Here is a 16,268-nt window from a genome sequence, read left to right as displayed (position 1 = left end):
AGGAGATCGCCCTCCCAGGCTCGGAAACGCCGACACAAACCGACGGGAGACGAGATCGATGCCACGACTGATCACCCTCGAGCAGGCCGAGCGGCTCGACGTCGACGAGGTCCACGAGCTCTATCGCCAGTACGTCAACAAATCGCAGGTCAAGCTGATGACGTCGTTCGGTTTCGGCCGGGAGCTGGTCGACCGGGCCGAAGGCGCGCACCTCCACACCCGCGACGGGCGCACCGTCCTCGACTTCACCGGCGGGGTGGGCGTGCTCAACCACGGGCACAACCACCCGCGGATCGTGGCCGCCAGGAAACGCTTCCAGGAGCGGTCCCGGATGGAGGTGCACAAAACCTACTTCTCGCCGTACCTGGCGGCGCTCGGCCACAACCTCGCCCAGGTCATGCCGGCCGACCTGAACATGTCGTTCTTCCCCAACTCCGGCGCCGAAGCGGTGGAGGGGGCGGTGAAACTCGCCTACAAGTACCACCGCGGCAAGCGCGGCCGCCTGCTGCGGGCGGACATCGCCTTCCACGGCAAGCTGCTCGGTTCGGGCGGGCTCACCGGCGGTGCGCCGGGCCAGTTCGCCTTCCCGACCATCCCGGGCATCGGCACGTTCCGCTACGGCGACCTCGGCTCGGTCCGGGACGCGATCGCCGCGGCGCGGCGGCCCGGTGGCGGCTGCGACGTCTACGCGCTGCTCATCGAGCCGTTCAGCGCTTCGACGATGAACCACTGCTCCGAGGAGTTCCTGCGCGGGGTCCGGGAACTGTGCACGGAAGAGAACATCGTCCTGATCTTCGACGAGATCTACACCGGCTGGGGCAAGACCGGCACGATGTTCTACTTCATGCGCCACCCCGGGCTCGTGCCGGACGTGGTGACGACGTCGAAGTCCTTCGGCGGCGGCAAGTCCTCGATTTCGGCGTTCGTGGCGCGCGAACCGGTGTTCCGCAAGGCCTACGACAGCATGCAGGACGCCCTGCTGCAGAGCACGAGCACGACCTACTACGGCTTCGGCGAAGAGGCGGCGACCGCGCTGGAAGCCGTGGAGATCGCGGTGACCGACGACTTCCCGGCCCGCGCGCGCCACCTCGAAGAACTGCTCGTGCCCGGGCTCGAACGGATCCGGAAAGCCCATCCCGACGAAGTCGCCGACGTCCGCGGCACCGGCGCGCTGCACGGCGTGTTCCTCTCCGGCGGGCCGAAGCTGCTCGACCTGGTCGGCAAGCTGGTTCCCGTTTCGCTGGCGAAAGACCCGTTGCTGCGGACCAAGCTGATCACCTGCGCGGTGGTCGACGCGCTCTACCGCGACCACGACATCTACACCTACTACACGCTCAACGGCCGGAGCCCGCTCGTGGTGAGCCCGCCGCTGGTGGTGGAGGACGCCGACGTGGAGCGCTTCCTCGAAGCCCTGGACGCCGTGCTGGAGCAGGGCATGTCCCGGTTGCTGACCCGTTTCGTCCAAGAGAAGGTGAGCCGGCTGTGGTGAACTCGAAACTGCCCGGGACCGTCGTCGTCACCGGCGCCGCCGGCGTGCTGGGTGCCCGCCTGGTCCAGCGGCTGCTCGACGAGGGCTGCCGGGTGCACAGCGTCGACCTGCGCGACATCCCGGCCGCGCCCGGCCTGCGCCACCACATCGGCGACGTCCGGGATCCCCGGGTCGTCGCCGATGCGATGGCCGGCGCCGACGCCGTCGTGCACTGCGCCGCGGCGCTGCCGAGCTACCCGGCCGACGAGATCCGCTCGATCATCGTCGGCGGCGCGGAAAACGTGCTGGGGACGGCCGCCGCGGCGGGTCTCGCGCGGGCCGTGCACATCTCGTCGACGTCGGTCTACGGGCTGCCCAAGACGGTGCCGACGCCCGAGAGCCACCCCCGTGAGCCGGTCGACACCTACGGCGCGGCGAAGGCCGAGGCCGAGGAGTACGCCGAGCGGCTGCGTGCCCAGGGGCTGTGCCTGACGATCCTGCGGCCCAAGACGTTCGTCGGCACGGGCCGGATGGGCCTGTTCGCGATGCTGTTCGAGTGGGCGTCGGAAGGGCGGCACTTCCCCGTGCTCGGCCGCGGGGACGTCCGCATCCAGATGCTGGGCCTCGATGACCTCGTCACGGCCGTGGTCACCGCGCTGGTGGCTCCCCGTGAGGTCGCCGACGACACCTACAACATCGCGGCGGAGCGGTTCGGCACGATCCGGGAGGACTTCCAGGCCGTGCTCGACGCGGCCGGGCACGGCAAGCACGTCGTGCCCATCCCGGCGAGGCCCGCGGTCGCGGTGCTCGGGCTGCTCGAACGCTGGAAGCTGTCGCCGGTCTACGGACGGCTGCTGCACAAGCTGCTCGACGACTCGTTCGTCAGCACCGGTAAGGCCGCGCGCCGCCTCGGGTTCGTGCCGCGGCTGTCGAATTCCGAAGCCCTGCTCGAAGCCTTCACGTGGTGGCGGTCCGGCCGCGTCCACGCCCCGGCGAAGCAAGGCGTGACCAGCCGTGAGCCCTGGCGCCAAGGCGCGCTGAAGCTCGCCAAGGTCTTCTTCTGACGGGAGGCGCCGGATGTTCTCGCTTCACCCGCACGCGGTGGCGGTTCGTTCGCGAACCGCCCCGCGGGATCTGCTCGCGCTGGTCCGGCCGGGCCAGTGGCCGAAGAGCGTGCTCGTCGTACCGCTGGTCCTGCTGCACCCGGCGGCCTGGACCTGGCCGCGGCCGGCCGCTCTGGCGGAGGCGGTGGTGCTGTTCGTCCTCGCCTCCTCGGTCGTCTACATCGGCAACGACCTCGCCGACGCCCGGTACGACCGGGGGCATCCGGCGAAACGGCACCGGCCGATCGCCTCCGGGCGGGTGCCGGTGGGGGCGGCGGTGGCGCTCGGGGCCGCGCTGCTCGCGGCCCTCGTGGTGGCCACCGCGGTCACGCGGCCGGTGCTGTTCGCGCCGCTCGGCGCGTACATCGCGCTGAACGTCGCCTACAGCCGCCGGCTCAAGCACGTGCCGGTGGCCGAGGTGTTCGCCGTCGCCACCGGGTTCGCGCTGCGCGTGCTGGCCGGGTACCTGGCCACGGGCGTGCGGCCCTCGGGCTGGCTGCTGCTGTGCGTGTTCCTGCTGTGCTTCCTGCCCGTGCTGGGCAAGCGGCGGCGTGAGCTGGACCTGCCCGAGCCGCTGCGCCGCCCGGTGCTGCGCGGCTACCCCGCCGCGTTCCTCGACCAGCTGCTCGTCCTCACGGCCGGGCTGACCGTCGTGCCGTTCCTGTTCTTCGCCCTCGAACGCTGGGGTCCGCGTGCCGATCTGGTCCTGGCGGCGGCCCTGCCGCCGGTGCTGTTCGGGCTGCTGCGCTACCTGCACGTCGTGCTCGTGCAGGCCGGTGGCGCGGATCCGGCTCGCGGGCTGCTGCGCGACCGGGTCCTGCTCGGCACCGGCGCGGTGGTCGTGGTCGCGCTGGCCACCGCCGGTCTCCTTTCCCCGTAACGACTCCCGTGAGGTACCGACATGACCGAGGTTCAGTCCTCTGTGGACGCGGAAGCACCCGCACCGTCGCGGCGGCGGTGGAGCCGGACGCTCCGCGTCGTCACCGCGCTGTGGGTGGTGTTCTTCGCCGCACACGTGCTGCTCACCGGGCGCTGGTGGCTGTGGATGTTCGTCGAGCCGCTCCCGCCACTGCTGCTGGTCGCCGTGCCGCTGCTGCTCCTGGTGCTCGCCGCCTTCGTGCGGCCGCGGCCGCGGTGGACGGCGCTGGTGCTCGCCGCGGTACTGGTGGCCGGCACGCTGCTCGCGGGGTTCGGCGGCTTCGGCTCGGCCGCCGCGCCGAAGCCGGGCGCGCCGGTGCTCCGGATCTTCAGCTGGAACACCGGCTATTGGGACTCCGGGACCGGGTACCAGGACTTCCGCGGGGACGACAGCACCGAAGCGCTCTACGCGTACCTGAAACAGCAGAACGCCGACGTCTACCTGCTCGGTGAGCACCTGCACTGGCACGACGGGCCGGTCCGGCTCGACGACGAACCCACGCTGCGCGCCCGGTTCCCGGGCTACCAGGTGAACGTCGAAGGCGAGCTGGTCACGTTGTCGCGCCTGCCGGTCGTGGGGACCCATCCGCGGCGGGAAGGGCCGGCGCCCGACGACTGGTACTGGCACGGCAACAAGGCGCAGCGCACCGACGTCCGGGCCGGCGGATGCGTGTTCTCGCTGTACAACGTCCATCTGCCGCAGCCGGTGGACACGCGGCTCAGCGCGTTCAGCGGGCGGTTCTACTCGTTCGCCCACGGGCAGTACGACCGGGTCGAGACCGAGCTGGCCGCGCTGCGCGCGGATCTGGCGGGCAACCGCAATCCCCTGCTCGTCGCGGGCGACTTCAACTCCCCGTGGATGGGCAGCCTGATCCCGCTCGGCGACGGCGTCGAAGCCCGGGACCTCACCGAGGGAGCGCCGCTGCCGGCGTCGTTCCCGGTGGCGGGCACGGGATGGGGGATGCCCCGGCTGTGGCGGCTCGACTGGGTGTTCACCCGGGGCGAGGTGGACCTGGCGCGGTACGCGTTCCGGTCGAGCCCGCGGCTGTCCGACCACCAGGCCCAGGACCTGACCGTGTCCCTGCCCTGCGGGTCCGCGCGATGACCGGCCCGGTTCGCGCGGTGCTGCGGAAGGTCCTCGTGGGCGCTTTTCTCGTGGCCGTCGCGGTGGGTGCCGCCGTCGTCGTCGGCGGGCACCGCGCGGAGATCGCGGAGCTGCTCGCCCGGCCCGCGGCCCGGTGGTACCTGGTGCCGGCGCTGGTCGCGCTCGCGGCGTGGCTGCTGCTGGGCGTGCAGACCTGGCGGGGCGTGCTGGCTTCGCTCGGGAGCCGGCTGGGGTTCGCCGCCGGGGCGCGGATCTGTTTCGCGGCGATCGCGGGCACGTACCTGCCCGGGCCGTGGTGGCAGGCGCTGGCCGCGGCGCACACCGGCAGGCGGACCGGCGTCCCGGCCGGCCGGGTCGTCGCCGCCTACCTGCTGGTCGCCGTGGTCAACCTGCTCTCGGCGACGGCCGTCGGCCTGCTGGCCGCGCCGCTGGTGCTGGGCGCGTCCTGGCCGTGGCTGGCCGTGCCGCTGCTGCTCGGCGCGTACGTCGTGTGGCGGCCGGAAACCGTGCTGCGGCTGACCGATCGGGCGGCCCGGCTGCTCCGGCGCGCCCCGCCGGCCGACCGGCCGGACCCGCGAGGCCTGCGGCAGGCGCTGCTGGTGCAGACCGCGGCGTGGCTCGCGGGCGGCCTGCACCTGTGGCTCCTGGCGTACGCGCTGGGCGCGCCTCCCGGGCCGGCGCTGGCGGCCGGGGTCGGGGGGTACGCCTTCGCGTCGGCGGCCGGGGCGCTGGTGCTGGTCCTTCCCGACGGTGCGGGCGTCCGGGAGCTGGTGATCATCGCCGCACTGGGACCGGTGCTGCCGGTGCCCGCGGCGACCGTCGCGGCGATCGGGAGCCGGGCCTGCCTGGTCGTCGCGGAACTGCTGTGTGCGGGCGGGCTGCTGGTCAGCGCATGGCACGGCCGCCGAGGGGCGAGCCCGCCCCGACCCGGCTGAGGAACGCGATGCTGCGCAGGCACAGGGTGCGGCCCTTGTCCTCGCCGATTTCTTCGAAGGCGGGCAGCGCGAGGGCGAGCCGGCCGGACGCCTCGTTGTAGCGCTGCTCGACCATGTCGAGGGTGCCCAGGGAGTGCAGGATGACGGCCTCGCCGCGGCGGTCGCCGGTCCGCCGGCAGGCGGCGAGCGCGGTGGTGTGCGTTTCGCGCCAGTCTTCCAGGTGGTCACGGGCCTGCATCAGCCCGGCCAGCGTGCCGGCGAGGTCCCAGCACAGCTCGGCGGAACCCAGTTCGGCGGCCTGCCCGACCGCGCGGACCACACCGGCGCGCTCCGCCTCGAACCATTCCAGCGGGCGGCGGAGCAGCTGGTCGGTGAGCGGTGCGGGCAGCGGCCACCGCTCGGCGTCGCCGTGCACGACGGGCACCGACTGACCCACGGCGCGGCTGTGCGCTTGTTCGGCCAGGTGCAGCCACGCCCCGAGCAGCCGGTTCACCGCGGCCGCCCGGGTGGCCGGCGTTTCCTCGCGGGCGAGCAGTTCCTGGGCGTAACTGCGCAGCAGCTTCGGAATCCGGTAGTGGGCACCGGGGCCGGACCGGCGCCCGACGTCGACGAGCTGGGCGTCGACCAGGGTCTCCAGCTCGTCGACGGCGCCGTGGCCGGGGTCGCCGAGCAGCGGCCCGGCGACCCACGTCGGGAAGTCCGGCCCGTCGAGCAGGGTGAGCAGCCGGAACAGCCGCTGCGCGGACGGGCCCACCCGGTCGCAGGCGGTGGCGATGCCCGGGCGGACGTCGAGCGGGCCGTGGCTCAGCTCGTCGAGGTGGCGCTGCTCGTCGCCGAGGCGCTCGGTCAGCTCCGCGATGCTCCAGTGCGGCCGGGCGGCCAGCCGCTCCCCGGCGATGCGCAGCGCGAGCGGCAGGCCGCCGCACAGGTCGATCAGGTCGTAGGTGGCGGCGGGCTCCGCGGAGACGCGCGCGATCCCCAGCAGGCGGATGAGCAGTTCGGTGGCGTGCTGGATGGTGAGCTCCGCCAGCTCGACGACCTTGGCGCCGGACAGGCCGGTGAGCCGGTGCCGGCTGGTGACGAGCACCCCGCAGGTGGCCGAGCCGGGCAGCAGGGACAGCACCTGTGCCTCGTCGACCGCGCCGTCGAGCACCATGAGGACCCGTCGTCCCGCCAATGTGCTGCGCAACCGCGCGGCCAGTTCGTCCCGGCTCCCGGCCGCCGCGGGCACGCCGAGCGCCCGCAGCAGCCGTTCGAGCACCGCCTCGGCCCGCACCGGATCGCCGTGCTCGTCGTCCAAGCGGGCGTAGAGCTGACCGTCGGGGAACCGGGGGGCGATCCGGTGCGCGATGGAGACGGCCAGCGCGGTCTTCCCGACCCCGGCGCGCCCGGCGAGGACCGCCGTGGTCACCCCGTCCGTCCCGCCGCCGCGCAGCTGGCCGCTGACCGTGGTGACGACGTCGTCGCGGCCGGCCAGGTACGGGTTCGCGGCCGGCAGCATGCGCGGGGTCACCGCCGGCGCCGGCGCGGGCACGGCCGCGATCCGGGGCGCGGGCGCGTCCAATGTGGTGTCGTTGCGCAGGATCGAGTCGTGCAGTTCGCGCAGCGCTCCGCTCCGCTCGGCTCGATGCCCAGTTCGGTGACGAACGTCCGGCGGGCGGCCCGGTAGGCGGCGAGCGCGTCACCCGGCCGTCTGCAGCGGTGGAGCGTCAGCATCAGCTGGTGGTGCAGTTGTTCGCGCAGGGGGTGGCGCTCGACCAGGGGCAGCAGCTGATCGACCAGCTCGTGGTGGCGGCCCTGCGCGAGTTCGACGGCGTGGCAGTCCTCCAGGACGCTCAGCCGTCGCTCGGTCAGGCCCGCCACCGCCGCGCGCAAGAAATCGCTTTCAATACCGCTCAACGGGACCTCGCCCCGCCAGAGCCCGAGCGCGGTCCGGAACCGGTTCACCGCCTCGGCGGGCCGGCCGGCGGCGGCCGCCGCGCGTCCGTCGGCGACGAGGCTGTCGAACCGGTGCAGGTCGAGTTCGCCGTCCGCAACGCGCAGCACGTAACCCGGCCGCCGGGTGCCGATGCGGCCGCCGAGCCCCGCCGCCTCGAAGCGGCGGCGCAGCGCGGAAACGCAGGTGTGGATCTGCCCGCGGGCGGTGGTCGGCGGCGCGTCCGACCACACGGCGTCGACCAGCCGGTGCACCGGCACCAGGCGGTTGGCCTCCAGCAGGAGGACGGCGAGCACGACCTGCTGACGGCCCGCGCTCAGGTCCACCGGCGAGCGCGATCCGGTGACTTCGAGCGGGCCCAAGACGTGAAAACCCATGACGAATCCCCCCATTCCGGTGTCCTGCCGAAAATCTCGAGTGAGATCACCGCGTGATCGGACAACCACCCCAAGGGGCCGATGGTAACCCGCGAAACCGGCTTTGTGAATTCTTGACCGGAAGGCCGCCGACGCCGCTCGGACGTGCGAATTTGTTGCGCAGACGGGGATTTCGGCGAGGATCGCCGGGATATCACGGAACGAGTTCGGGTTGTTCACCGAAAAGGAGTAGTGCAGCGTCGTGCGCCTCCGGCCACCGCAGCAGGTCCTTGACCGCCGTCTGCAGCAGCCCCGGTGATCGGGATCGGCGATCCACGGCTCAGCTCGCGATCGATCAGCGCCTGCGCACCAGTGCCGGGAGAGGCCAGGAGGTCGGCCCACACCCTCGCCCCCGACCCCGCGGCTCCGACCGGTTCAGATCCCGAAGAACAGCCCGGAAAGGATCGGGTGTCTATTCGCCGACGAAAGATTCAGGTGGATTTACCCCGATCCATCGTCATTATCCCCTCGTTATCCCCGGATACTGCCCCTCGGTCAAGCAAAAGGGTTCCGGCGAGCGCGGCCCCGGCGAAGTTCGCGTACTTCAGATCGCGCCCGACGAACCTGGTCGCGGCCGGCAACGCCTCGCCGAAGTCGGCGTTGGCCAGGACCGCGCAGGTGAAGTTCGCTTGAATGGCACTCACGCGACCGAGCTTGGTACTCAAGAAGGAGGCACCGGTGAAGTCGGCACCGGTCAGTTCGGAGCCGCTCGAATCGGAGCCGGCGAAGTATCCTCGCACGAAATTCATCCCCATGAGGTCCATCCGGACAGACAAGTGGATCCCACGGAGTATTCATAGATTCCCGGGTCCGGCGGGATGTTGTGATGGCCGATCACGCCCACCGCCCGGATCGCCGACCTGGCTCTCTGCTCATGCCGAGCCGCCCGGCAACATCTACTGTTGTCCCGGATTCCCGTCCCCACCCCGATGGAGCACCACATGGAAGACAACCTGCTGTACGAGCGGGACGCCGCACGGAGAGTGGACGATGTCACCGACGCACTCGATCGCCTGGCCGGCACCTTCGCGGAAGAAGAGGAACTGCTGGTGGTGCTGCAGCGAGTGTGCCGGCAGGTCATGCACGCGGTACCGGACGCGGAGATCGCCAGCATCACGCTGCTGCGCGACGGAGCCCCCTACACAGCGACAGCGACCGGTGACAGCGCGCACCACATCGATCAGGCCCAGTACGACGCCGGCCGGGGGCCGTGCCTGGAAGCCGCCCGGACCGGCGAACTCCAGCGCGTAAGGGTGACCGAGGCCGCACAACAGTGGCCCGAGTTCGCCGCCGCCGCGGACGAACGCTCGGTCGTCGCCTACCTGTCCGCCCCGCTGTTCGTCGACCACCAGTACCACGGTTCGCTCAACCTGTACGACACCGGCGGCAACAGCTTCGGCGCGCTCGACGCAGCCCTGCTGGACCTCTACACCGCCGCCGCCGAATCCGCGCTGCGCAGCACCCGCCGGCACCAGGCCGCCCGCGAAACCATGGGGCAGCTGCGCACCGCGTTGACTTCTCGTGCGGTGATCGACCAGGCCAAGGGCATCCTCATGGCCCTGCACAGCATCCAGTCCCACGACGCGTTCGACCTGCTCGTCAAGGCGTCGCAGGAGCAGAACATGAAGCTGCGCGACGTCGCCGCGAACTTCGTCGCCGAGGTCACGGCTTCTCGCGAAGATTAGAACCGGGCGAGATCGGGTAAGCGACCGAGATTGGGCAGGTGAGCGCGGCCGGGTGTGCCACGGCCGCCGTGATGGAGGAGAACAGTGACGCAGATCCGTCCCGAACCGACCACCACCGATGCGGGCATCCCGGTCGAAAGCGACGAGCACTCCCTCACCGTCGGTCCCGACGGGCCGATCCTCCTGCACGACAACTACCTGATCGAACAGATGGCGCAGTTCAACCGCGAACGCGTCCCCGAGCGGCAGCCGCACGCGAAGGGCAGCGGCGCGTTCGGGCGGTTCGAGACGACCGGTGACGTCAGCGCGTACACCAAGGCAGCCGTGTTCCAGCCGGGCACGAAGACCGACCTGCTGATCCGGTTCTCGACCGTCGCCGGCGAGCGCGGCAGCCCCGACACCTGGCGCGATCCGCGCGGCTTCGCGGTGAAGTTCTACACCAGCGAAGGCAATTACGACATGGTCGGCAACAACACGCCGGTCTTCTTCATCCGGGATCCGATGAAGTTCCAGCACTTCATCCGCTCGCAGAAGCGCCGGGCCGACAACAACCTGCGCGACCACGACATGCAGTGGGACTTCTGGACGCTGTCGCCGGAGTCGGCGCACCAGGTGACGTGGCTGATGGGCGACCGCGGGATCCCGCGCACCTGGCGGCACATGAACGGCTACAGCTCGCACACCTACATGTGGGTCAACAACGCGGGTGAACGCTTCTGGGTCAAGTACCACTTCAAGACCGACCAGGGCGTCGAGTGCTTCACCCAGGACGAAGCCGACCAGATGGCCTCGGCCGACACCGACTACCACACGCGCGACCTGTACGAGTCGATCGAGCGCGGCGACCACCCGAGCTGGACGCTGAAGGTGCAGGTCATGCCGTTCGACGACGCCAAGACCTACCGCTTCAACCCGTTCGACCTGACGAAGGTGTGGCCGCACGGCGACTACCCGCTGCTCGACGTCGGCCGGATGACGCTCGACCGCAACCCGACCGACCACCACACCGAGATCGAGCAGGCCGCGTTCGAGCCGAGCAACCTCGTGCCGGGGATCGGCGCGAGCCCGGACAAGATGCTGCTCGGCCGGCTGTTCTCCTACCCGGACGCCCACCGCTACCGGATCGGCGCGAACTACAAGCAGCTGCCGGTGAACGCCCCCGTCGCGCCCGTGCACAGCTACAGCAAGGACGGGGCGATGCGCTACACCAAGGTCTCCGACCCGGTGTACGCCCCGAACTCGAAGGGCGGCCCGCACGCCGACCCCGCCCGCTACGGGCAGCCGACGGGCTGGCACACCGACGGCGACATGGTCCGCACGGCGTACACCCTGCGCAAGGACGACGACGACTGGGGCCAGGCCGGGACGATGGTCCGCGAGGTCCTCGACGACGACCAGCGCGGCCGGCTGGTCGACAACATCGTCGGGCACCTGCTCAACGGCGTGTCCGAGCCGGTGCTGGCGCGCGCGTTCGAATACTGGCGCAACGTCGACAAGGACCTCGGCGACCGGATCGAGTCCGGCGTCCGGGCCAAGCAGGACGAGAAGGACCCGAAGGCCGCCGACCAGGGCAACCCGGCCCGGTCGAGCATGCAGCACAAGGCCTGAGCCCGACCCGGATGCCGGTAACCGCGCGGTAAGGATCTCCGGGCGCAAACGATGCGACGATGAGGCGACCCGACGAGGAGGTCGCCATGACCAGTACTCATCCAGCACAGGCGCCGATCGGTCATCCTGCCCGGAAACGATTGGTGCCGGCGGGAATCGTCATCGTTTCCGCCCTTTTCGTGGCGGGCGGCGCGAAAGTCGCCTTCGAACTGGGCTCCACCATGATGCTGAGCATCGCCTCGGTGGGCGCGTGGATGATGCTGTGCCTGGGCTTGGCCTACGCGGGAGTCCGGCTGCGAGCCGGCGTCGGCGGTGCTCTCCTGGTCGGCTTCGGCATCGGTGCGCTCCTGGTGCTGCTGTTCGGAGGCATGCAGATGTTCGCGTGATCGCCCTCGGCGAGCTCCGGAAGACCGGTCTCAGCCTTGCCGGGTGGGCCGGATGGTCAGGTCGCCGATCTCGACGTCGTCCGGCTGCTCGATGGCGAACGCGATCGCCCGCGCGACGGCGTCCGGGCTGATGCCGAGCGTCGCCATCGCCCGCTGGACCTGCTCGCGCTGCGCGGGGTCCTCGACGTGGTCGACCAGCTCGGTGCGCACGAACCCCGGCGAGATCGACGTCGTGCGCAGCGCACCGTCGGTGGACTCCTGGCGCAGCGCCTCCAGCAGCGTGCGCACGGCGTTCTTCGTCCCCGCGTAGACGGCTTGCGTCGGGACGATCTTCAGCCCCGACGTCGAGACGGTCGTGACGAAGTGACCGCGGCCCTGCGCGCGGAACACCGGGAGCGCGGCGGCGATGCCGTGCAGGACGCCGCGGAGGTTGACGTCGATCATCGCGTCCCAGGCGTCGACGTCCAGGTCGGCCACCGGCGCGATCCGGGCGACGCCGGCGTTGCCGACCAGGACGTCAAGGCGGCCGAAGCGGTCGACGGCGAGCGCCACGAGCCGCTCGAGGTCGGCGCGCCGCGTCACGTCCACGTCCAGCACTTCCGCGCGGCCGCCGTCGCCCCGGATCTTTTGCGCAAGCGCTTCCAGCCGGTCGGTGCGCCGGGCGCCGAGCACGACCGCCGCGCCCCGGCCGGCGAGTTCCCACGCGGTCGCTTCGCCGATCCCGCTGCTCGCGCCGGTGATCGCGACGACCTTGTCCAGTCCGTTCATCGTGCTGCCTCCACTAAGCTGACAAGTGTCCGGTTGGCCTCGACTGTACCGGACACTTGTCCACTTATGCGAGGAGAGTGCCGTGGCCGGACGTGAGCGCCGTTCGGACGCCGTCGCCAACCGCGACCGGATCGTCGAGGTCGCGCGCGCGGAACTGAGCGAGTCCAACGGCGCGACCGACGACCTGAAGCTGCACCGGGTCGCCAAGGCCGCGGGCGTCGGGCAGGGCACCCTGTACCGGCACTTCCCGACGCGCGAGCACCTGCTGGCGGAGGTGTACCGGGCCGAGCTGACCCAGCTCGTCGACACCGTGGCACCCCTGCTGGCGGAGCACTCCCCGCTCGGCGCGCTGGCCCGCTGGCTGGACCGGCTGGTCGAGTACGCACGCGTCAAACGCGGCGTCATGGCGGCGATCGAGGTCCCGGCGTGGCAAGACCTCTACTCCGGCCACCACCACCGGCTCGACGAAGCACTCGAAACGCTGCTGGACCGGGGAAAGGCGGCCGGGGAGATCCGCGGTGGCGTCGATGCCGCCGACGTCATCCTGCTGCTCGGGGCGCTGTCTCGGATCCCCGAAGCCGAGTGGGCCGAGCGGGCGCCCAGGATCGTGGCCGTGATCGTCGACGGCCTGCGCGCCTGACATCGCGATCTTCATGGAAATCGGGGTACCCGAAAACCCTGGCGATGACCGTGGCCATCGCGGTGCTCGCCAACCCAGTGCTCGCGATTCCCGCCGCCGTCTTTCGCGCTACCGCCGACCCTCTCACTGCTCTTTTTCCGCCCGGCGGCGGGACCAAGCGCCGGCGTCGGTGGTGTAGCGGACGAGCAGCCGCGCGAACTGGGTGCGTTCCTCCGGCGACCACCCGGCAGTGATGCCCTCGAAGGCCGCGCGCTGCTCGGCGGCGAACCGGGTTCGCTCGGCCTCGCCGCGTTCGGTGAGCTCGAGCACCGTCCGGCGGCCGTCGGCCTGGGAGGCCGCCCGCCGCAGCAGGCCGTCGGCGATGCAGGCCGCCACCGAGCGGCTGGCCACCGGCTGCACGACGCCCATCTCCGCGGCGAGCCCGCCGACCGTCAGCTCACCCGGAACGTCGGCGACCACGTTCAGCACCAGGTTGCGGGACACGTCACGGCTCGACGCCGGGACACGCCGGCGCAGCCGCGACAGCGCCGGACCGATCTGGTCCAGCAGGGCGTCCTCGTCGGTCATCTTCCGGATCGTAGTACCCCCCGCATTTGCATACCAGGGCCAAACTGCATAGCATCAGGTATGTAACTGTGAGCGAGAAAGCGAGGCCGCCATGGCCACCACTGCCATCACCGGCGCCCGGGTGTTCGACGGGGAGAAGACGCTGGGAGTGCAGACCGTCGTCCTCGACGGCCGGAAGATCCGCCAGGTCGGCGGCGAAGTACCCGACGGCGCCGAAGTCGTCGACGGCCGGGGCGCGACCCTGCTGCCCGGGCTGATCGACGCGCACGTCCACTCGAGCCCCGGCTCCCTCGCACTGGCCCTGCGGTTCGGCGTCACCACCGAACTGGAGATGCAGGGCATGAACACCCGCGAGAACCGCGCGCACATCACCGAAGACGACACCGTCGCCGACGTCCGGTCGGCCGGCTTCGGCATCACCCCACCCGGCGGTCACCCCAGCGAGCTCATGCCCGAAGGGTTCCGGCCGGGCGGCGACCTGCCGCCGGTGATGCCGCTGATGCCGTTCTCCACCACCCCGGACCAGGCGGCCGCGTACATCCCGCAGCTCCTGGCGCGCGGCTCCGACTACATCAAGTTCATGGTCGACGACGGCAGCGTCGAAGGCCACCCCGGGCTGCCGATGCTCGACCAGGCCACGCTCACCGCGGGCGTCGCCGAGGCCAAGAAGTACGGCGCCCTCACCGTCGCGCACACCCTGACCCTCGACGCCACCCGCATGGCCGCCGAAGCCGGGATCGACGGCGTCGTGCACGTGTTCATGGACCGCCCGCACACCACGGAAATCGTGGACCTGATCGCCGGGTCGGGGATGTTCGTCGTCCCGTGCGTCAGCCTCGACGCGTCGATGATGGGCATCACCGGCAGCACCCTGGCCGATGATCCCCGGGTCGCCCGCCGCCTCGACGACAAGTGGGAAGCGACCCTGCGGTCGAGCTACAACCGCTACCCCCAGGGCAAGCTCGAGGACGTCCTGGAGACCGTAGCGGCCTTGGCCGCGGCGGGCGTGGACCTGCTGGCCGGCACCGACGCCTCGATGGCCGAAACCTTCTTCGGCGGCCTGGCCCACGGAGCCAGCCTGCACCACGAACTGCAGTACCTCGTGAGCGCCGGCCTGACGCCCGCCCAGGCACTGCGCGCCGCGACGGCGACCACAGCCCGCCGCTTCGGCCTCGGCGACCGAGGCCGCATCGCCGAAGGACTCCGCGCCGACCTGCTGCTCGTGGACGGCGACCCCACGAAGAACATCGGCGACACGCTCAACACCCGAGCTGTCTGGCGACGCGGCAGCCGGCTGGAGAATTCGTAGCAGCAACAGGCTTCGGAGTCGGCGGGCAAGTCGTCGGCAGGCCGCGCCGGATGCGGCGCGGCGGTCCCGATCGTGAGTCGCCGGCGGTCTTGTGCCCGGCCGGATGTGATGATGTGGTTGATTGGTCGGGTTCCGGGTGATCGGAGTTGCCGTGGACGGTGTGGGGTTGGGACCGGGTGACGTGCTGGCGGCCGCCGAGACCGCGCCGCCCGTGGCTTCGATCGAAGTCGTCGCCCGCGATCTCGCGAAGCGGCTGGGCGCCTTCGACGTGTCTTTCCTGCTGGTCGACCTCATCGAGGAACACCTGGTGCGCCTCGCTTCGACCGCGCAGGACCCGGACGGGCGTGCCCCGGAGCCGGTCGATCTGCGGGACAGCGTCTACGAGCGGGTGCTGCGCACCCAGCAGCCGTGGCGGGAGGAGAACGACGCCGGGGTGCGGGCGGTGCTGCCGGTGACCAACCGGGGCGACTGCGTCGGTGTCCTGGAAGCGACCGTGCCCTTCTGCGACGACGAAGTGCTGGCCGAGCTGGGGCAGGCCGCCCACGCGCTGGCCTACGTCATCGTCACCGACCGCCGCTTCACCGACCGCTACCACACCGGCCGGCGCACCACGCCGATGAGCCTGGCCGCGGAGATCCAGCACCAGCTGCTGCCCTCGGCCTCCTGCTGCGAGGCGGCCCAGTTCACCATCGCCGGCGCGCTGGTGCCCGCCGACGACATCGGCGGCGACACCTACGACTACAGCCTGGATCGCGACACGCTGCACCTGTCGATCACCGATGCCGCCGGTCACGACGTGGCCTCGGCACTGACCGCAACCCTGCTGGTGGGTGCGCTGCGCGGCGCCCGCCGAGCCGGTCGCGACCTGGCCGGGCAGGCGCAGCACGCCAACCAGGCCCTGCTCGACCACGGCGGCGAGGTGGCGCTGGCGACCGGGCTGCTGCTGCGCGTGAAACTGCAGACGGGCACGGTCGAGCTGGTCAACGCCGGCCATCCCGCTCCCCTGCTGCTGCGCGACGGTGCGGTGGAGCCGCTCGAGCTGGAGAGCGACCTGCTCTTCGGCGTGCGGCCGTACCGGTACCGGGTGCACCGGCTGGACCTGCGCCCCGGTGACCGGCTGGTGCTGCTCACCGACGGCATGTTCGAACGCGACGCCGCCGGCGCCGACCTGCCCGCCCTGATCCGCCAGACCGCCGGACTGCACACCAGAGAGCTCGTGCGGGCCGCGACCAGGGCCGTGACGGACGCCGGCCACGGTCACCTGCAGGACGACGCCACCGTGCTGTGCCTGGACTGGCACGGGACCGGTCGCACCGAACGCCAAGCCGACAACGGCGCCGACACCGGCATCGCCTCCCCCGCGGGCACCTCCGACGACCCGGTGTGACCGCCCCGGGCACCGCATCGGCGTCCACGGCGGCACC

The 16,268-nt window shown here is 71.4% G+C and carries 16 protein-coding genes; 11 read left to right on the top strand and 5 right to left on the bottom strand.

Features of this window, described 5'->3' with window-relative positions:
- The first annotated feature begins 58 nt into the window (after positions 1-58).
- Genes C2L58_RS06105 through C2L58_RS06090 form a run of 5 tightly spaced genes read left to right on the top strand, consistent with a single transcriptional unit; the run spans position 59 to position 5,529 of the window.
- Complete coding sequence (locus tag C2L58_RS06105) at positions 59-1,489, top strand: aspartate aminotransferase family protein (protein ID WP_103336540.1); 1,431 nt, start codon at positions 59-61, stop codon at positions 1,487-1,489.
- Positions 1,483-2,532, top strand: coding sequence for an NAD-dependent epimerase/dehydratase family protein (locus tag C2L58_RS06100; RefSeq protein WP_199191117.1), 1,050 nt, complete (start codon positions 1,483-1,485; stop codon positions 2,530-2,532). The genes C2L58_RS06105 and C2L58_RS06100 overlap by 7 nt, the downstream gene beginning before the upstream one ends.
- 13 nt (positions 2,533-2,545) lie before the next feature.
- Positions 2,546-3,451, top strand: a complete 906-nt coding sequence (locus C2L58_RS06095; RefSeq protein ID WP_103336538.1) for a UbiA prenyltransferase family protein — start codon at positions 2,546-2,548, stop codon at positions 3,449-3,451.
- A gap of 21 nt (positions 3,452-3,472) precedes the next feature.
- Positions 3,473-4,594 (top strand): endonuclease/exonuclease/phosphatase family protein, encoded by a 1,122-nt coding sequence (locus tag C2L58_RS48485; protein WP_146073532.1) that lies wholly within the window; start codon positions 3,473-3,475, stop codon positions 4,592-4,594.
- Positions 4,591-5,529, top strand: coding sequence for a lysylphosphatidylglycerol synthase domain-containing protein (locus C2L58_RS06090; RefSeq protein WP_158264085.1), 939 nt, complete (start codon positions 4,591-4,593; stop codon positions 5,527-5,529). The genes C2L58_RS48485 and C2L58_RS06090 overlap by 4 nt, the downstream gene beginning before the upstream one ends.
- Here the strand turns inward: C2L58_RS06090 and C2L58_RS06085 are convergent.
- The 3 genes from C2L58_RS06085 to C2L58_RS06075 all read right to left on the bottom strand — a co-directional run bounded on the left by C2L58_RS06085 (position 5,480) and on the right by C2L58_RS06075 (position 8,645).
- Positions 5,480-7,093 (bottom strand): NB-ARC domain-containing protein, encoded by a 1,614-nt coding sequence (locus tag C2L58_RS06085; RefSeq protein WP_103336536.1) that lies wholly within the window; start codon positions 7,091-7,093, stop codon positions 5,480-5,482. The two genes, C2L58_RS06090 and C2L58_RS06085, sit on opposite strands and share 50 nt — an antisense overlap.
- Positions 7,039-7,842: an AfsR/SARP family transcriptional regulator gene (locus C2L58_RS06080; RefSeq protein ID WP_158264084.1), complete on the bottom strand. Its 804-nt coding sequence runs from the start codon at positions 7,840-7,842 to the stop codon at positions 7,039-7,041. Before C2L58_RS06080 ends, C2L58_RS06085 begins: the two co-directional genes overlap by 55 nt.
- Positions 7,843-8,312: 470 nt before the next feature.
- On the bottom strand, positions 8,313-8,645 hold the full coding sequence (locus tag C2L58_RS06075) for a pentapeptide repeat-containing protein (protein WP_103336533.1): 333 nt from the start codon (positions 8,643-8,645) through the stop codon (positions 8,313-8,315).
- Between the two features lie 177 nt (positions 8,646-8,822).
- Here C2L58_RS06075 and C2L58_RS06070 point away from each other — a divergent pair, with 177 nt between their 5' ends.
- The 3 genes from C2L58_RS06070 (at position 8,823) to C2L58_RS06060 (ending at position 11,560) form a co-directional block, all read left to right on the top strand.
- Positions 8,823-9,566 carry a GAF and ANTAR domain-containing protein gene (locus C2L58_RS06070; protein ID WP_103336531.1) on the top strand — a complete coding sequence of 248 codons (744 nt, stop codon included), beginning with the start codon at positions 8,823-8,825 and terminating at the stop codon, positions 9,564-9,566.
- Between the two features lie 84 nt (positions 9,567-9,650).
- Entirely contained in the window at positions 9,651-11,174 is a 1,524-nt protein-coding gene (locus C2L58_RS06065; RefSeq protein ID WP_103336530.1) for a catalase, read from the top strand.
- Between the two features lie 86 nt (positions 11,175-11,260).
- Entirely contained in the window at positions 11,261-11,560 is a 300-nt protein-coding gene (locus C2L58_RS06060; RefSeq protein ID WP_233225577.1) for a hypothetical protein, read from the top strand.
- 30 nt (positions 11,561-11,590) lie between these two features.
- On the opposite strand, the gene C2L58_RS06055 is transcribed toward C2L58_RS06060, so the two are convergent.
- Positions 11,591-12,328: an SDR family oxidoreductase gene (locus C2L58_RS06055; protein WP_103336527.1), complete on the bottom strand. Its 738-nt coding sequence runs from the start codon at positions 12,326-12,328 to the stop codon at positions 11,591-11,593.
- A gap of 82 nt (positions 12,329-12,410) precedes the next feature.
- Here C2L58_RS06055 and C2L58_RS06050 point away from each other — a divergent pair, with 82 nt between their 5' ends.
- The gene (locus C2L58_RS06050) at positions 12,411-12,968 is read left to right on the top strand and encodes a TetR/AcrR family transcriptional regulator (RefSeq protein ID WP_103336525.1); all 558 of its coding nucleotides are present in this window, start codon (positions 12,411-12,413) and stop codon (positions 12,966-12,968) included.
- 123 nt (positions 12,969-13,091) lie between these two features.
- Here C2L58_RS06050 and C2L58_RS06045 read toward each other — a convergent pair whose 3' ends face one another.
- Positions 13,092-13,535: a MarR family winged helix-turn-helix transcriptional regulator gene (locus C2L58_RS06045; RefSeq protein WP_103336523.1), complete on the bottom strand. Its 444-nt coding sequence runs from the start codon at positions 13,533-13,535 to the stop codon at positions 13,092-13,094.
- 91 nt (positions 13,536-13,626) lie between these two features.
- On the opposite strand from C2L58_RS06045, the gene C2L58_RS06040 reads away from it, so the two are divergent.
- Positions 13,627-14,844, top strand: a complete 1,218-nt coding sequence (locus C2L58_RS06040; RefSeq protein ID WP_103336522.1) for an amidohydrolase family protein — start codon at positions 13,627-13,629, stop codon at positions 14,842-14,844.
- 151 nt (positions 14,845-14,995) lie between these two features.
- Positions 14,996-16,231, top strand: a complete 1,236-nt coding sequence (locus C2L58_RS06035; RefSeq protein ID WP_103336589.1) for a PP2C family protein-serine/threonine phosphatase — start codon at positions 14,996-14,998, stop codon at positions 16,229-16,231.
- The last annotated feature ends 37 nt before the right edge of the window (positions 16,232-16,268 follow it).

Source organism: Amycolatopsis sp. CA-126428 (assembly GCF_002904335.1).
GTDB lineage: Bacteria > Actinomycetota > Actinomycetes > Mycobacteriales > Pseudonocardiaceae > Amycolatopsis.
This window is presented reverse-complemented; position numbering and strand designations above follow the sequence as displayed.